The sequence below is a fragment of the Dechloromonas denitrificans genome, assembly GCF_020510665.1.
GTDB classification, from domain to species: Bacteria; Pseudomonadota; Gammaproteobacteria; order Burkholderiales; family Rhodocyclaceae; genus Azonexus; species Azonexus denitrificans_B.
In genome coordinates, this window is record NZ_CP075187.1 from 2,714,283 (window position 1) to 2,730,000 (window position 15,718).

15 protein-coding genes and 1 pseudogene (1 of these 16 running past the window's edge) are annotated in these 15,718 nt (G+C 54.3%); 8 read left to right on the forward strand and 8 right to left on the reverse strand.

Translation table 11 applies throughout. The annotated features are described in order from the left end of the window. The 8 genes and pseudogenes from KI614_RS12825 to KI614_RS12860 all read right to left on the reverse strand — a co-directional run bounded on the left by KI614_RS12825 (position 1) and on the right by KI614_RS12860 (position 5,188). Entirely contained in the window at positions 1-753 is a 753-nt protein-coding gene (locus KI614_RS12825; RefSeq protein ID WP_203467429.1) for an ABC transporter permease, read from the reverse strand. 53 nt (positions 754-806) lie between these two features. Continuing rightward, positions 807-1,469 (reverse strand): annotated as a pseudogene (locus tag KI614_RS12830) (ABC transporter ATP-binding protein); the annotation flags it as partial. Between the two features lie 10 nt (positions 1,470-1,479). After that, positions 1,480-1,761 carry a lipid asymmetry maintenance protein MlaB gene (locus KI614_RS12835; protein ID WP_203467431.1) on the reverse strand — a complete coding sequence of 94 codons (282 nt, stop codon included), beginning with the start codon at positions 1,759-1,761 and terminating at the stop codon, positions 1,480-1,482. Beyond that, positions 1,758-2,381, reverse strand: a complete 624-nt coding sequence (locus KI614_RS12840) for a phospholipid-binding protein MlaC (protein ID WP_226406084.1) — start codon at positions 2,379-2,381, stop codon at positions 1,758-1,760. The genes KI614_RS12835 and KI614_RS12840 overlap by 4 nt, the downstream gene beginning before the upstream one ends. A gap of 18 nt (positions 2,382-2,399) precedes the next feature. After that, positions 2,400-3,125, reverse strand: coding sequence for a VacJ family lipoprotein (locus tag KI614_RS12845; protein WP_226406085.1), 726 nt, complete (start codon positions 3,123-3,125; stop codon positions 2,400-2,402). Beyond that, positions 3,122-3,592 carry an outer membrane lipid asymmetry maintenance protein MlaD gene (gene mlaD, locus KI614_RS12850; protein ID WP_226406086.1) on the reverse strand — a complete coding sequence of 157 codons (471 nt, stop codon included), beginning with the start codon at positions 3,590-3,592 and terminating at the stop codon, positions 3,122-3,124. The genes KI614_RS12845 and mlaD overlap by 4 nt, the downstream gene beginning before the upstream one ends. Further along, a complete protein-coding gene (gene mlaE, locus KI614_RS12855; protein WP_226406087.1) occupies positions 3,592-4,383 on the reverse strand; it encodes a lipid asymmetry maintenance ABC transporter permease subunit MlaE in 792 nt (263 codons plus the stop codon). Before mlaE ends, mlaD begins: the two co-directional genes overlap by 1 nt. After that, a complete protein-coding gene (locus tag KI614_RS12860; protein WP_226406088.1) occupies positions 4,376-5,188 on the reverse strand; it encodes an ABC transporter ATP-binding protein in 813 nt (270 codons plus the stop codon). Before KI614_RS12860 ends, mlaE begins: the two co-directional genes overlap by 8 nt. A 400-nt stretch (positions 5,189-5,588) precedes the next feature. On the opposite strand from KI614_RS12860, the gene mshL reads away from it, so the two are divergent. The 8 genes in view from mshL to KI614_RS12900 are tightly spaced (at most 37 nt apart) and all read left to right on the forward strand, a layout consistent with a single transcriptional unit that may run on beyond the window. Continuing rightward, positions 5,589-7,247, forward strand: a complete 1,659-nt coding sequence (gene mshL / locus KI614_RS12865; protein WP_226406089.1) for a pilus (MSHA type) biogenesis protein MshL — start codon at positions 5,589-5,591, stop codon at positions 7,245-7,247. A 37-nt stretch (positions 7,248-7,284) separates the two neighbouring features. Beyond that, positions 7,285-8,004, forward strand: a complete 720-nt coding sequence (locus KI614_RS12870) for a tetratricopeptide repeat protein (RefSeq protein ID WP_226406090.1) — start codon at positions 7,285-7,287, stop codon at positions 8,002-8,004. After that, positions 8,001-9,710, forward strand: a complete 1,710-nt coding sequence (locus KI614_RS12875) for a GspE/PulE family protein (protein ID WP_226406091.1) — start codon at positions 8,001-8,003, stop codon at positions 9,708-9,710. Before KI614_RS12870 ends, KI614_RS12875 begins: the two co-directional genes overlap by 4 nt. 2 nt (positions 9,711-9,712) lie before the next feature. Continuing rightward, positions 9,713-10,912, forward strand: coding sequence for a type II secretion system F family protein (locus KI614_RS12880; RefSeq protein WP_226406092.1), 1,200 nt, complete (start codon positions 9,713-9,715; stop codon positions 10,910-10,912). Beyond that, entirely contained in the window at positions 10,909-12,372 is a 1,464-nt protein-coding gene (locus KI614_RS12885; protein WP_226406093.1) for a hypothetical protein, read from the forward strand. Before KI614_RS12880 ends, KI614_RS12885 begins: the two co-directional genes overlap by 4 nt. Continuing rightward, complete coding sequence (locus KI614_RS12890; RefSeq protein ID WP_226406094.1) at positions 12,369-12,956, forward strand: hypothetical protein; 588 nt, start codon at positions 12,369-12,371, stop codon at positions 12,954-12,956. Before KI614_RS12885 ends, KI614_RS12890 begins: the two co-directional genes overlap by 4 nt. After that, positions 12,953-13,324 (forward strand): hypothetical protein, encoded by a 372-nt coding sequence (locus tag KI614_RS12895; protein ID WP_226406095.1) that lies wholly within the window; start codon positions 12,953-12,955, stop codon positions 13,322-13,324. The genes KI614_RS12890 and KI614_RS12895 overlap by 4 nt, the downstream gene beginning before the upstream one ends. Next, on the forward strand, positions 13,321-15,718 hold the 5' portion of the coding sequence (locus KI614_RS12900; RefSeq protein ID WP_226406096.1) for a hypothetical protein. It continues 212 nt past the right edge of the window; the window shows 2,398 of its 2,610 coding nt (coding positions 1-2,398); its start codon is at positions 13,321-13,323; its stop codon lies beyond the right edge, outside the window. Before KI614_RS12895 ends, KI614_RS12900 begins: the two co-directional genes overlap by 4 nt.

Below are 15,718 nucleotides of genomic sequence, written 5' to 3' on the forward strand. Positions count from 1 at the left end.
TTAAGCTCTAAGTTTCCAGCCACGCTTGAGCAGGTTCAACGTCAAAAACGTGACTGCAGCAAAACTGGCTACGACGACTGCGAGACTGGTTTCGGGCGCCACATCGGAGACGCCAAAAAACCCGTAACGAAAGCCGTCAATCATGTAAAAAACGGGATTGTAATGCGACACACGCAGCCAGAATGTAGGCAATGTGTAAATCGAGTAGAAGACACCTGAAAGCATGGTCAGCGGCATGATCAGAAAATTCTGGAAGGCAGCCAGCTGATCGAATTTTTCCGACCAGATGCCGGCAATCATGCCCAACGCACCAAACAAGGCACCGCCAAAGACAGCAAATGCAAGAATCCAGAAGGGGGCCACAACTTTCAACTCGGCAAACCAGATCGTTGCCAGCAAGACCCCCAGACCAACCATCAAGCCACGAAGCAATGCGGCAAGAACATAAGCCCCGAAAAAGGCACCATAAGGAATCGGCGGCAGCAGGACAAAGACGATCGAGCCCGTGATTTTTGCCTGAATCAGACTGGAAGATGAATTGGCAAAGGCATTTTGCAATATCTGCATCATGACGAGACCAGGCACCAGGAAAGTTGTATAGCGGACGCCATGCACGAGTACATGCTCATCAAGGACATGCCCAAAGATCAGCAGGTAGAGCAGCGCCGTCAGCACAGGCGCGCCGACGGTCTGGAAGGCAACCTTCCAGAAACGGAGCAATTCCTTGTAGAAAAGCGTCCAGAAACCGATCACTGATTCATCGTCCGGACAAAAACATCTTCCAGCGTTCCACCTGGATGGGCTGCCATCAAGTTGGCCGTGCTATCGAGCGCAATGAGTCGCCCCTGTTTCATCAGGGCCAGCCGGCCGCAAAGGGCTTCGGCCTCTTCAAGATAGTGGGTCGTCAAAATAATGGTGTGACCTTCGTTATTCAAGCGACGAACGAATTGCCACAAGCCCTGACGCAATTCAACATCAACGCCTGCGGTCGGCTCATCAAGCACGATGACTGGCGGTTTATGCACCAGCGCCTGCGCAACCAGCACACGGCGCTTCATGCCACCCGACAGACGACGCATATTCACATCTGCCTTGCCCGTCAAATCAAGGTTTTCGAGAATCTCATCGATCCAGTCATCATTTTTTCGAATACCGAAATAGCCTGACTGGATTTTGAGCGTTTCACGCACACTGAAAAAGGGATCAAACACCAACTCCTGCGGCACAACGCCCAACATGCCGCGCGCCAGACGAAAGTCGTCAATGACATCATGCCCAAGCACCTTGATGGTGCCGGAGTCAGGCCGGACAAGACCGGCCAAAGAAGAGATCAGGGTTGTTTTTCCCGCACCGTTCGGGCCAAGCAGGCCAAAAAACTCCCCTTGCGCGATGTCGAGCGAAATCCCGTCCAGCGCCTTCAGGGAGCCAAAATGCTTAACGACATCAGTAAAGGAAACTGCAGCGGTCACAGCAACGCCCTCAAGCGAGGGGCAGCAGTTCGGCAACGCCGTACAGCTCAGCCAGCGAACGAACTCCGGCCGGAATATTGGCAAATCGAACGGTCGACCGCGACAATTCAGCCGCCCGCAACCAGCCGAGCATAACGGCTAAAGCCGACGAATCCGCTTCCCTCACTTCGGCAAAGTCGAAAACATCTTCCCCGGCCTGCAAAGCAGAACGGCCTGCTTCAAGCAGGCCGCGCGCATTGGCCATGACAAGGGGCACCTTGACCACAAGGCGCCCGGCCTGACGTTCGATCATTTCTTATCCGCCTTGCCCTGGCCGGACTCCAAGGATTTGTTTTTGGCTGAAATCGTCGAAATCAAACCATCCAGTCCGCCATTGCGTACTTCTTGAGCGAACTGATCGCGGTAGTTCGTCACCAGACTGATCCCAGCCACCGTCATGTCGTAAACTTTCCAGCCGGCATCGAGCTTTTCCAGACTGTAGTCAATCTGAACGGGTTTACTACCCGGCTGAAGCACTTCGGTCCGAACCAGAACATCGGTCTCGCCAGCAGCCATTTTGAATGGCTTGTAGACCAGTTTCTGGTTTTTATAGCCAGTCAGTGCATTGGCATAGGTACGCACCAGCAGGGTCTTGAATTCTGCCGCCAACTGCTGCTGCTGCTGGGCATTGGCTTTTTTCCAGTCCTTGCCAACAGCCAGGGCTGTCATGTGCTGAAAATTGAAATGCGGCAATACCTTTTTCTCGACGAGGTCGATTACCTTCTGGGTGTTGCCACTCTGGATATCCTTGTCGGACCGGATAATCTCGAGGACTTCAGACGAGACTTGCTGGACCAGCACATCGGGAGCCTCCTGCGCCAGGACGGAGGTCGCAAAAAACACGGAGGCAACAAAAGCAAAAACTTTTTTCATGGTGTTCACAATGGAGAATCAATCTTCCAGGCGCGGCGGGCGGCCATCAAAAATCTGGTTGCGGCGACGTTGCAGGTAAGCGTCACGAATATAGGCATATTTATCCAGCGCCGCCTCATCGATGACTTTATCTGCCGGCAAAAGGCTGGCACGGATATCAACGAAACGAGCCGCCACCATGCTGTTGCGCGAGGCAATCGGACGAACGCGCCACACCGGATCAGCATAAGAGTCGATGCCCCAGCCAGCAGTATCACGCACCGTACGGGGGCCGAGAATTGGCCAGAACAGGTAACCGCCATCACCAACACCCCAAACAGCCAGCGTCTGTCCGGCATCTTCATCGTGCTTTTCCAGGCCAAGCTCGCTGGCAACATCAAACAAGCCGAAGATACCTACCGTCGAATTGATCAGCAGACGGCTGACATCAATGCCGGCATCGCCAAACTTGCCTTGCAGGGCGCTATTGACGCCAATCCACAAGTCCGCGGTATTGCCAAAGAAATTACCGAGCCCAGCCTTGACCGGCAAGGGAACAGCCTTGTCGTAGACCTGAGCAACGGGCTTGGCAGCGTATTTATCAACCGCTTCGTTCACAGAGAACATCGTGCGGTTAAATCCTTCATACGGATCACGCGGGTTAGCTTCAGCCGCCACCTCGGCAGACAAAATCAAAGCGAGAGCGGCACCCGCCATCAGCTTGCCGACCCCACGAGCACTTAATGCCTTGAGCATCACCGTCATTTTTTATCCTGTCCGTCTGCTGCCTTGCTGAATAGAAATTGGCTAATCAATTTTTCAAGTACCACGGCCGACTGTGTTTTCTTGATTGTATCGCCCGCCTGCAACATTTTTTCCTCACCGCCAACATCAAACCCGATGTACTGCTCGCCGAGCAGGCCTGCGGTATAAATCGAGGCAAACGTATCCTTGGGAAACTGATAGCGGCCACCAATTTCCATCGTCACGACCGCTTCGTAAGTCGCTGGATCAAAACGTATATCGGAAATGCGCCCGACCAGCACGCCGGCACTTTTAACCGGGCCACGCACTTTCAGGCCGCCAATATTATCAAACTTGGCTTGGAGGACGTAGGTTTCCGACAAGTGCGAGGAGGACAAATTGCCGACCTTCAAAGCCAGGAACATGAGCGCGACAATACCAATAGCGACAAAAAAACCGACCCAGAGGTCTAGTACGGTACGTTTCATTAAGCTCCCCGGAACATGAACGAAGTGAGTACGAAATCGAGCGCCAGAATGGTCAGGGCGGAAGTCACCACAGTACGGGTGATTGCCCGGGAAACCCCTTCGGCGGTCGGCACGGAATCGTAACCTTCGAAAACGGCAATCAGCGAAACCGCGATGCCAAAAACAAAACTCTTGATGACGCCATTGAGCACGTCATAACGCCAATCGACACCAGACTGCATCTGCGACCAGAAAGCGCCATCGTCGACACCGATGAACACCACGCCAATCAGCCAGCCCCCCAGCACCCCCATGGCAGAAAACAGGGCTGCCAGCAACGGCATGGAAATCACGCCGCCCCAAAACCGAGGAGCCACAACGCGCGCAATCGGATTGACCGCCATCATGTCCATTGCCTTGAGTTGCTCGGTCGCTTTCATCAAGCCGATCTCGGCCGTGACGGAAGAGCCGGCCCGCGAAGCAAACAGCAAGCCGGCGACAACCGGGCCAAGCTCACGTGTCAAGGACAGTGCCACCAGAACACCAAGCGCTTCCGTTGAACCATAGCGCTGCAAGGTTTCATACCCCTGCAAACCCAGCACCAAGCCGACGAACAACCCGGAAACCATGATGATCAGCAGAGACAGCACCCCGCTGAAATAAATTTCCCGCAGGGTCAGCGGCAGGCGCAAAAAGGAGGCCCCGGAGTAGCGCAGGATGGCAACCAAAAAGCGCGCGGCAAAACCAAGTCGCCAGATGCGCTCAATAACGGCATGCCCCAGCTTGCGGAAAGGAAGCAGCAAATCAGGCATGCTTCACCCCGCGCAGAAATTCATGGCGAACAACTGGCGCCGGGTAATCGAAGTGGACAGGCCCATCAACTTCGGCATGCACGAACTGATGAACAAATGGATCCTGCGAGGCGCGAATTTGATCGGGCGTCCCTTCGGCAACAATCTGCCCACCTGAAACAAAGTAAATATAATCAACGATCTGAAGCGACTCCTGAACATCGTGAGTCACCATGATCGAGGTCGCGCCGAGCGCGTCATTCAGCTTCCGGATCAATTGCCCGATGACACCCAGCGCAATGGGGTCCAGGCCGGTAAAGGGCTCGTCGTACATGACCAGCATCGGGTCGAGTGCAACCGCCCGAGCCAAGGCAACACGCCGGGCCATTCCCCCAGAAAGCTCGCCGGGCATCAGCTTATGAGCCCCGCGCAGCCCGACGGCCTCAAGCTTCATCAACACCAGGTCGCGAATCATTTCGTCCGACAAATCCGTGTGCTCGCGCAACGGAAAAGCCACGTTGTCGAACACGGACATATCGGTAAACAGGGCCCCGAACTGGAAAAGCATCCCCATGCGGCGGCGCAACCCATAAAGCTCTTTTTGAGTCATTTCGCAAACACGATTGTGTTCGAGAAGAACACGGCCGCCGGTCGGCTTCAACTGCCCGCCAATACACTGCAAAAGCGTGGTTTTGCCACAACCGGACCCGCCCATGATGGCGACGACCTTGCCGCGAGGAATCTTCATGTTGATTCCCTGCAGGATGGGCCGACCATCATAGTCGAAGCGTAGGTCTTCTATATCGACCAGGATGTCGTTGGACAAAACGGGGTCCCTTGAAAAAAGTCGTGCGATTTTACCAGATTAGCTCCCCGCTCAGCCGGCTGCTGCTGCAATTGCCAACTTTTCCATTTGGAATGTTGCGCCCACGCCAGCACAGCCAAGTCACCCGAAACGGCAGCCAAGCGTATCTCCCTACAAAAAATTACAAACAATCTGCAAACACCCCTCATAAAATGCCAAACAAATATACCAGTGGGCTAAAAGAGGAACAAAACCAGTGCGCGTGCAATTGTTCATCATTTCATCCATCCCGCTGTTACTGATTGCGTGTAGCACGCCTGTCGTACACGATCGGGTGCCAGGGCACCTGAATCCCGCAAGCACCACACAAATCATCCCAGGCAATATTCCAAGCCCGGTACTGAACAATTTGCCACCACCTGTGAACTCTGCCGCACAGACAAACAAGGCCGAAACCTACAGTGTCGTGGTCAACAACATTCAAGCGCGGGATTTGCTGTTTGCCCTGGCGCGCGATGCAAAAATCAACGTCGACATTCACCCTGGCATATCGGGGACGCTAAGCCTCAACGCCATCGATCAAACCCTGCCGCAACTTCTACAGCGAATCGCCAGGCAAGTTGATATTCGCTTCGAATTTGATGGGGACAATATTTCGGTGATGCCAGATTCACCGTTTCTCAGGCATTACACCGTTGACTACGTCAATATGGCGCGCAATGTCAGCGGGACGATCTCGACCAACACGCAGATTTCAACGGCGGGAAACATGCCGGGTGCGGCGACGGGCGGCAGTGCGGGAAATATATCCAATACGCGGATCGACAATAGCGCCAAGAATATTTTCTGGGAGTCGCTGGAAAAAAACATCAAGGACATCCTGCGGGAAACCGACAAGACATTGCCCGAGGGCAGCAGCGAAACAGTCATTGAACAAACCGATAGCAGAAACTCGACAGGGCCGCAGCCCCAGCCTCCCAACAACCCTCGAACACACCGCCCCGCAGCCAACACCGTCCAACAAACATCGCCAGTCCCCAGTTCATCACAGACTGCCGCCAACTCAACCATCCGGCGCAACACGTTTCGCGAAGCCGCCGCCGTTATTCTGAATGCCGAAAGTGGCGTCATCACCGTCCGTGCCACCCAGCGGCAACACGAAAAAATACAGGAATTCATCGACCGGGTAGTTCATGCCGCCCGCCGTCAAGTCATGATCGAAACGACGATTGTCGAGGTCGAACTGTCCGATGGCTTCAAACAAGGCATCGACTGGAGCCGCTTTCGCGCGGACGACTCCGGCTTCTCCATCACCCGGCCGGCCAACGGGAGTGTTGCTGATTCGGCCAACACGGCATTCAGCCTGATTTTGCGGCAACTCAACAAGCCGCTCAATCTCGTCGCCGCAGTCAATCTTCTCGAATCGTTCGGTACGACCAAGGTGCTCTCCAGCCCTCGCTTATCGGTACTCAATAACCAAACGGCGCTACTCAAGGTTGTTGAAAGCATTGTGTACTTCAACGTCAAATCCGACACGACCACATCAGCCAATGTTGGCACCACGACCGCCGTCACAACCACGCCGCAATCGGTCTCGGTTGGTCTGGTGATGGCCGTCACGCCGCAAATCAGTGAATCCGGAACGGTGATCATCAATATCCGGCCAACCATTTCCAGCGTTTCCGACTGGAAGGAAGACCCCAATCCATCGAACAAAGCAGCCGGCGTCCAGAATCTTGTCCCACAAATCCGTACCCGCGAAGTCGAGTCGGTGATGCGCGTGACAAGCGGGGACATTGCCGTATTAGGCGGTTTGATGGAGGACGGTATCAGTTACAACACCGGCCGGATTCCCTTGCTCGGACAAATACCGCTGGCTGGAGAGCTGCTTACCAAGCGCGACAACAGTTCCCGAAAGTCCGAACTGGTCATTTTTCTAAGGCCCGTCGTCATCAAGGAAGCCAGTCTCGAAGGGGACTACCGCTCGCTGAAAGACCGCCTGCCTGGACCAGGGATGTTTTCGCCTGGATTTTCGGCACACAGCATCACCGGCCTTCCCGAGGCAAGCAGACATCCATGACATTTCCCCCGAACAAGCGATCATGAGGTTCTTGATAATGATTATCGTAGCACTCCTCATCCCGGCCCTGGCGATGGCCGGAAGTCTTGGCAATCCCCCGAAAGGGCTGGCTTCGAATCACGACCAAGGTACGCCACATCAAGCCAAGCCGACTGATAAAAACATCGGAGCAGGAGCACTTGTTTGCCAGCCCCTCGCTGAGCCAGAAAAACCGGACGAACTTGACTTGGTGCAGTTGGCGTATCAGAAGCAGTCGGCCAAGGATCCCAACAACACGGACATTCTTCTTGCTCTCGCGACCATTGCTGAAAGAAAAAACCGGCCCGATGCGGCAGAGAAACTCCGGCGACAGGCGCAACAGGCCAACCCTCAATCTCCAGCAGTCATTGCCAGCGTTATCGGTTCACTCAAAGGCGGCGTCATGCGCCGCGAAGCAGAAAGCCATCTCAGAACCTGGCTGGCAGCTCATCCACGCTCAGCCGCCCTGCACTTTACCCTGGGAAATCTGATGGCCGGAGAAGGGCGCTGGGATGAAGCCGAACTAGCCTATTTCAATGCCGTCGCCAATGAATCAGGCAACCCGGACTTTCTCTTCAACCTGGCCATCAGTCTTGACCGGCTAAGGCAGTACCGCCTCGCCATTCAGCATTATCGACTGGCACTGGAAGCTTCAGACAAGCGTCTCGCCGGGTTTGATATTGCCCAGACCAGACTTCGCCTGATCGAGTTGCAACAAGTCCTGTCGGATACGCGATGAATTCATCGACATCACAACATCTGCCGCTCGGCCAGGCACTCATCACCGCCGGATTGCTGAGTGACGATCAATTGCATATTGCCTTGCGCGAGCAGCAAGAAAGAAAACAGCAATTGGGACGCCTTCTGGTCACCCTGGGTTTTCTGAGCGAAAAGCATTTATGCCAGACGTTGGCTGCGATACAGGGCAAGACGAGAATTGACCTGGCAAACATCAGCATTGACCCTGAAGCACTCAAACTGATCCCCGGCGATCTCGCCAGACGCCAGCGTGTGTTGCCGCTTGATTTTGACCAGGTGCGCCGACACCTGCTTCTGGCGGTTGCCGACAGTCACGACCTGCTCGCCCAGGATCAGATCCAAGCTGAACTGGGTTCTGAATTCAAGATTGAAATGCGGCTTGCCGGGGAATCGGAGATCAGCCAGGCCATTGATCGATTCTATGGCCATGATTTTTCGATCGACGGCATCTTGCATGAACTGGCCACAGGCGAAATCGACCGAAAACAACTGTCGACCGCAACACCCGATTTTGGACACCCTATCGTTCGACTAATTGATTCCTTGCTGAATGATGCCGTCAAGCGAACCGCCTCGGACATTCACTTTGAACCGGAGGCTCACTTTCTACGCATTCGCTACCGGATAGATGGCGTACTCCGCCAGATCCGCGCGTTACACAAATCATGCTGGCCGGCGATGATGGTTCGCCTCAAGGTTATGGCCGGGATGAATATTACCGAGACGCGAGCACCGCAAGATGGCCGAATCAGCCTGAACATTTCAGGCCGGCCGGTTGATTTCAGGACGGCCTGCCAGCCAACCATCCATGGCGAAAACATGGTCATGCGCATCCTGGACCGGCGGCAAGGCATCATTCCCCTGGAAGACCTCGGACTGAGAACGCACCATCTGGCACAACTCAAACGGATGATCGCTCGACCGGAGGGTGTCATTCTGGTCACCGGCCCCACTGGCAGTGGAAAAACCACAACCCTCTATTCAATTCTGGGCCAGATAAACAGCGAAGGCGTCAACATCATGACGCTGGAGGACCCGGTTGAATACCAGTTGCCGATGGTGCGTCAGACCTCTCTGGGAGAAAGCAGCAAACTGGATTTTGCCAGCGGCATCCGATCGATGATGCGCCAGGATCCGGACGTGATTCTGGTCGGAGAGATACGCGATCCGGAAACGGCAGAAATGACCTTTCGGGCCGCCATGACCGGTCATCAGGTTTTCTCGACCTTGCACAGCAACTCAGCCATCGGTGCGATTCCCCGGCTTCTTGATATCGGCGTACAGCCGGACATGATGAGCGGCAACATTATCGGCATCATTGCCCAGCGGCTGGTTCGCCGCCTTTGCCAGACATGCCGGCAGCCCCGCATCGCAACGAGCGAGGAGCTCAAGCTACTCGATCACGACACCACCGCAGCGACAAACCTGACCATTTATCACTCGCTAGGCTGTCCAGCCTGTGAGCATCAGGGCTATCGTGGACGGATTGCCTTGATCGAAACGTTGCGCATCGGCCCCGGGCTGGACAAATTGATCGCGCAACGAAGCACTTTGGTCACACTGCGCGAACAAATGCATGGGGAAGGCTTCCAGACACTGGCCGATGACGGCGTTCAACATGTCATCGAGGGCAACACCTCGCTCGAAGAACTCTGTCGCATCGTTGACCTGAGCGAACGGATGTAGCCATGCGGTTCCGCTACAAAGCACTCAGCAACGATGGACAGCTCGCCCAGGGTTATGCCGAGGCGCAGGATACGGTCGACCTCGAAACGAGGTTGAAAATCAGGCACCTGGAACTGATCCGCTGCCAGCCATGCCGCTACCGCCCGCTCTTTGGCCAGCCGACCATCACGCGGCGCGACCGGATTGACTTCTGTTTTCATCTGGAGCACCTGACCCGGGCGGGCATTCCGGTTCTCGACGGGCTGAAGGATTTACAAGCCGCCACGGAACACAAGGTTTTCCGGCAAGCCATTGGCGAGATGATTTGCGACATTGAAAACGGGCAAACCATTTCCCAATCGATGGCTGTCCATCCTCACCTGTTCGACGCCATCTTTGTCAATTTGATCAAAGCCGGAGAGGAAAGCGGCCAGCTGCCGAGCACACTGACCAACCTCGGCGAAGCCCTCAAATGGGAGGATGAACTCTCTTCGCAAACCAAAAAACTGCTGCTCTACCCCGCTTTCGTTGCAACCGTCGTCATCGGCGCCACCATATTCCTGATGCTGTACATGGTGCCGCAACTGAAACTGTTTCTCAGCGGCACAGGGCAAGCCATTCCCCTGCAAACCCGGCTTCTGTTTCTCACCGCGGCGCTTGTTGCTGACTGGTGGCCGTTGATCATTACCTTGCCCATCGCTGGCGGCATCCTGATTCGATGGATCCTCGATACCTCCCAGAACACCCGGCAACGCGCCGATGCCTTGATACTTAAATTGCCGATTATCGGCCCACTGCTAGGCAAAATCAGCCTCGCCCGATTTGCCAATACCTTTGCCATGCTCTACGGCTCAGGCATTTCAGTCCTGCAAGCCCTCAGCATCACACACGGCGTCGTCGACAACCGGGCCATCCGCGCGGCACTGCAAGATGTCGAAAAATCGATTCAGGATGGCAGCAACATTGCCGAAGCATTTACGCGCACCGGACTGTTTCCGCCGTTGATCATCCGCATGCTGCAAATTGGGGAAAGCACGGGCGGGCTGGATAGTGTGCTGCTCAATGTCAGCTATTTTTATACCCGCGACATCAGGGAGTCGATCGGACGCCTCCAGTCGCTGATTGAACCTGCCTTGACTTTACTGATTGGTGGCTTGCTTGGCTGGATCATGATGGCGCTGATCGGTCCAATTTATGATGTGATCGGACAGGTCAAAACATGAACAAGGCAGCCATTTTTCTGGCCAACCCTCAGTCTCTGACTGTTTTCATGCCCTCCCGCGGTCAACTTGCCCGGCATGCCTGTTTTGAAAATACGCCCGATGGGCATCGGGATTTTTTAGCCTATCTGGCGGCAAATCACAAAACTCACTATCGCCTTGCCGTCGACACGGCAGATGAGTCCTGCATTCGGGCAAGCATACCCAGGCTTCGCGGCGCCGACCGCCAAGCGCTTGTCCAACACCGGATCCAACATGCATTTCCGCCATCGGCCCTGACTTTTTCGACCCCCCTTGGCATCAACAAGGCGCAGCCTCCCCAGGAAGAGCTGGTCATTTCCGGACTCTCCCAAGCGGACAAACTTGGCCCTTGGCTGGACAGCATCAAAATATCCAGAATTTGCTGCAATGGGATTTTCACCCTGTCGCAAATTGGCCCGCTACTACTGAAAACGCTGGGCCACGACACATCCTGTTGCCTTTTACTCGCCCAATGTGGCGACGTACTTCGCCAAAGCTTTTTGCTCGATGGGCAGAATTTATTGATCCGGCAATCCCCCCTGCTCAAGGGCAATGCGGTGCAAATGGCCGAGCAAATCCGGCAGGAGCACACCAAACTACGGCAATACCTGATTGGTCAACGCGAGATCACCCGCGATACGGTCATTCCAACCTATCTGATCGCGCAGCATGAGGTAACAGCAAACATCGACGTAACGGTGAGCCCCCAGGAAGCAGCCTGGCAGATGCTTGAAACCGGCGAAACCGCCAGACGCCTTGAAATATCCGCTCAGATGGAAGAAGGAGATGCGACGGCAATTTTTCTTGGCGTGCTAAGCCAGAAACAGCCCAGCCATAAATTCAAGGAAGCACGCCTGCACCAAACCGTCTTGCAGCATCAAATTCGACGCGCGACGGTTGTAGCCAGCATCGGTATGGCAATCGTTGCGACGGGCTTGCAGGTATACCTGCAGCACGAGATCAGCCACTTGGAAAGACAGACATCTGCGCTTTCCTCCCACGATCCGGCACGACAAAATCCGCCCACGGAAGACAGTGCCGCCGCCCTTGAAAAGTGGCGCAATCTCAATCAGCAGCACACCGCAATTTTGGGACAAATCGCCGATCCCGTCGCCAGGCTCGGACAAATCAGTCAGGTATTGACGCAATATCCCGAAGTCGAGCTGGATGAAATCAATTGGCAGAACGATGCAGGAAAACAGCCTGAAAGCACCCAATTACGCGGCAGGATATTGCTCCCAGAATCAACCTCGGCAAGGATGCTTATTGCTTACCAGGACCGCTTGATCGCATCCTTCAGACAGGTCGGCAGTGCTACGGTCGACCTTCAGAAATCGCTTGTTTCGACCGACTCATCCGCATCGCTGGTGCAGGGAAATAGCGTCGCTGATAAACAGGCCCGGCACTTTGCACTCCTGATGCGCTATCAAGCTGCACCATGAAAACATGGGTGTCCAACGCACATCCAGTTCAAAAACCGATTGCGGTTTTTTTGGTCATGCTGACCCTCGCCACCGGCCTCTCCCTCTGGGGAATGGAACGTCACACGCAGGCGAATGAGCAGTACCGGCAGGCAAGACAGAACACTCTTGCCAACGAGCAGAGACAACGCTCGCAGCATGCCGCAGAACAAATCATAGCCAGTGGCAAGCACCTGGCTCGGCAGTTCAGTCGAACGGGAGCCAACAAACAGGAACGACGGCTCAACTTGATCGAATCATTGGAGCGAATCCGGCACCACCCGTTCATTCACCAACTGGCGTATTCATTCCCGGAACCCAAATCATCCACACCTGTTGTGGCAGACCAGCAGGCATTTTCTTGCATCAAACTCAACATCAGGCTCAGCCTGTTGCACGAGCAAATTCTGCTGGACGTTATTGATCAGCTCAAACAGGAGATCAATGCCATTCCTGTCATCCGGCAGTGTCTGTTGAAGCGCAACACGTCGGAGAGCGAAAGCATGCTGGCCGCAGAGTGCGATATCGACTGGTATTTCCTTGAAACAGGAGCCCTGCCGCAATGAAAGCGCACGGGACCATCGTTTTGTTTGCGCTATCAATTGGCTTTCAGACATGTGCCGCCCAGCCCGAAAATCGTCTGGAACGACTGTTTTTCACTCCGGAACAACGCACAAACCTTGAACGAACGCAGCGTTTGCCAAGTATCAACGGAGAAACACACGATGGCAGAGGAGAATTTACGCTCAATGGGGAAATGATCCGCAGTAATGGCCGACGCATTCGCTGGGTAAACAATCAACACATTCCTGACGAAGTCGCTCTTCCAGCGACGCTCGCCGTCGGCGACACGCTCCTCAATGAAAGCGGAAATCGGCTATCGATTCTCGGCGATGGAAAAATTGAAATCCAGCGGGCCAAGGGTAAACCTTGAAATATCGCCACCCTCTACCTCGCAAGCAATCCGGGATCATTATCTGGCTGCTCGTCGTCATCCTCATCCTGGTCAGCAGCCAAGTCATCTCAGGCCTGTCTGGATCGCAAAATCATGCGATCCGCCATCAAGTCAAACTGCTTGACGCGCTGAAACAAGCCAAGGAGGCCTTGATTGCCTATGCTGTCACGGATGCCAAGCGACCGGGTCGCCTACCCTGCCCGGACATCACCGGCAGCGGCATTTCGCCGATTCTTTCGCGCGATGACTGCGATAGTTACAACGGGCTTCTCCCCTGGAAAACACTCGATCTGGTCACTGCCGTCGATGATCGGGGAATGGTCTTTCACTATAGTTTGGCACGCTGGTTTGGCGGCGATCGAAAAACGCCACCACTAAACAGCGACACAGAAGCCGATTTGCGTGTCGAAATTGCCAATGGCCCGGCAAGCACCGACATTGTCGCCATCATCATCGCCAGCCGTGGCCAACTTGATCCAAAAAATGCAGACAGCGATCTGATTTTTCAATCCGGCACTGGCCGCGAAGCAAGCAATGACGATGTACTCATCACGATTACACGGGAAGAGCTGATGGCGGCCGTCGAAAAACGAATCGCCGGTGAAGCGAAGTCCTGCCTCGAACAATATGCCAGCACACACGGCTACTACCCATGGCCTGCACCTCTCGGGGGAACTGCCTACCGGGGAAATCCGGGAAGTCTTTTTGGCCAGATCCCGGAAACACAGCCTGCCGGAGATACTGAAATACTCGTGTCAGCCGATATAGCAGCCCTTGAAACAGCCCGTCTGACGGCTGATCGAGCAATCTCAACGACAGAACGTATCGTTGCCCTGAAAAACATCAGCACCTTGGTCAGCGATCAAAACACTCAATTCCTTGTGCCATGGGCCAACCTTGCTCAATCCTTGGTAGAAAAGGCTAACGGGATCAGCTCGGCACTGGGGGCTCAAAGTAAAGCCATTACATCAGCCATCGCCAATGACCGAATCAGCAAAACTGAAAAAACAAATTTGCGCAGTAGCGCGTTGGCCATCAAGGAAAGTTCCAACCAATTGATCATCCAACTCGAAGATTCGGGGCTGGATCCGTTGCCGTTGTATCTGGCTAAGCAAAACAAAGCGCTGCGCTTAGAAACAGAGAAACTCATCTCGGGCACACCAAGTGATCTTGAATACACAGCAATGATCGGCCTTATTCAAGACCTGGCTGAAACACTCAAGATTAGTCATACCGGCAATCCCACACTTTTATATTTGCTGGATACTGCCTATCAGGCATCAAGCATTGCGCAGGCAGAATACAGCCACGCCCAAAGCGCTACCGGTGATACAAGAATCCAGCAAATTGCCAGGCAATCCGGCAGCGATCTCATTGCTGCGGTCGACGCATTAAAAGCAGGGATTTCCGGGCAAAGGGTCAATGTTCACCCTGAAGAACTAAGAGCACCGTCACTTCAGCTTTCGAGCTTGCCACAACTGGATAGTCTGCTGGTTGAGCAAAAACTGGGGCTGCTCCAGAAAATCACCGCGTCAATCAAGACTGAATCGACGGCTGTTCTCGCACAAACACACGTCGTTGTATCCAGTCTGGAATCGGCAACACAGGCGATAAAGACAATGACCAACACGTCCCAACTCCAGCAAACCATCGCCCCTTCGCTGGCCGAAATTGACAAGCTCTGCAGCCTGATTGCAAACAATGGCGACAATATCGGCCAGGAGAGCCTCAAAGCCATTGCGGCACGCTACTCTGACGCTGAAAGTATATTCGCCAGAATTGAACCAAGAACCCAGCAAGAGATGGTGCCGTACGTCAATGCACTGACAAATCCGGCAGACGAACTGAACCGCTGGGCTGAGCACATTCGTGCGCAGGCATATGAGATTTCAACCTGGAGTCAATCCGGCACGGATGTCATTGCCAGCATCAATCGCAAAGGCGAAAAATCACCCGATGGAAGCCTGATTGCACTGCAGTCTTACGCCAAGACCCCGACAGAAGAAAATCGCATTATTGCTGAAAATGCTCAAAAGCTGACGGCAGGAGCGCTTGCCGTATTAAAGGAAAAACTTTCCGGCCTGAGTGCCTCAATGGCTGCAGCGGTACCTATGCGCTGGTCAAGCAACACATGCACGATGCTGAATCCCGACAGCAAAGGACAGTGGTGGGGAGATAACCAGTGGAAACAGGGCGTTTTTTACCAGATTTCAGACCGTTTCCGAGGCAAATCGGGCGAACTGAAAGTCAATGGAGCAGGATATTACAGCATCGTCGTCCTGAGTAGCGGCCCAATTGCCTGGCATGAAGTCAGTGCCTGTCAGTGGCAGCAGCAATCAACCTCAGCAAGAATTGCTGTTAACCGAAAAATCG